This is a genomic window from Geodermatophilus sp. SYSU D00708 (assembly GCF_054050115.1).
On record NZ_JBJGYS010000063.1, the window covers coordinates 1 to 1,166 of the forward strand.

Sequence of the window (1,166 nt, forward strand, 5' to 3'; positions counted from 1 at the left end):
CTGCCCACGGTGCTGGGCAGAGCACGAGCACCCGACACCACACGCCCCGCAGCCCCGTCGCCGGCGTCCTCGTGCCGCTTCGGCCGGCCCGTCCTCGCAAGCAGCGGGACGAGAGTGACAGGTGGGACCCGGCACGTACCGAAGCGGAACCGGAACGGCTCGATCCGGGTGTGTCACGGGCTCCTCCCCCCGGGAGCGCCCTAGCTTCCGTCCGATCTCCACTGCGAGTAATCGCCTGGCATCGGACAGGAACAACGACATGAAGAAGCGCCTGGCGGCCGCGCTGGCCGCATTCGGGCTCACGGTGGGAGGCGTGGCGGTGGCCACCCCCGCTCAGGCCGCGGGCTGCACCATCACCAACTTCAGCCCCCGCTCGGTCGTCGTGGGTCTCTCTCCTGTCACGCGGACCTTCGGGGTCTCCACGACCGGGTGCACGGTGGCGAGCTGGTCGGTCGAGGAGGCCGACTGGGCCTTCTACACGTACAAGGGCGCTCCGCAGGAGACGTTCAACCCCAACTTCTACTCGAACAGCGACGCAGGTCCGAGTGATGTGATCGTCGAGGTCGACGACACCAGCTGGAACTCCCGTCAGCGGGTCTTCGTCGACGGCTTCTCCCTGCTCCGCCGCACGACGTGGCAGAGCGGCTCCTTCAACGCCAGTCCGGAGCCGGTGAGGAAGGGGAGCCCGATCACGGTCAAGGGTCGCCTGCTCGTCGTGGACTGGAACAAGGGGGCGTACGTGCCCTACGCGAGCCGCACGATCCAGGTCCAGTTCCGCACGCCGAACGGCACCTACAAGACGGTCAAGACCGTGAAGACGGACCGGAACGGGTGGGTCAACACCACCGTCACGGCCACCACCACGGGCATCTGGCGCCTGCACTACGGCGGCAACTCCACTGCCGCCGGCTCGGTGCCGGTCGGAGATTCCGTCCAGGTCCGATAGCCGGGCACACTCCGCTCTCCGCCGACGGCCGCCCAGGCCCCTTGCCGGGCGGCCGTCGTGCGGGGACAGCCTCTCGTCCGCGGTCGGGCTGGATTGCCGGTGCTCCTCTCGTATTGGGGGGGGGGGGGGGGGGGGGCCGGGTGGGGGTGCGGCGGGCCGCGGGGGGGGGGGGGGGGGGGGGGGGGGCGGGGGGGGGGGGGGGGGGGGGGGGGGGGGGGGG

The 1,166-nt window shown here is 71.5% G+C and carries 1 protein-coding gene; it reads left to right on the forward strand.

Annotation, left to right across the window (positions count from 1 at the left end; all coding sequences use genetic code 11):
• Positions 1-259: 259 nt before the first annotated feature.
• Positions 260-946: a hypothetical protein gene (locus ACI79D_RS24875; protein ID WP_456921215.1), complete on the forward strand. Its 687-nt coding sequence runs from the start codon at positions 260-262 to the stop codon at positions 944-946.
• Positions 947-1,166 lie beyond the last annotated feature (220 nt).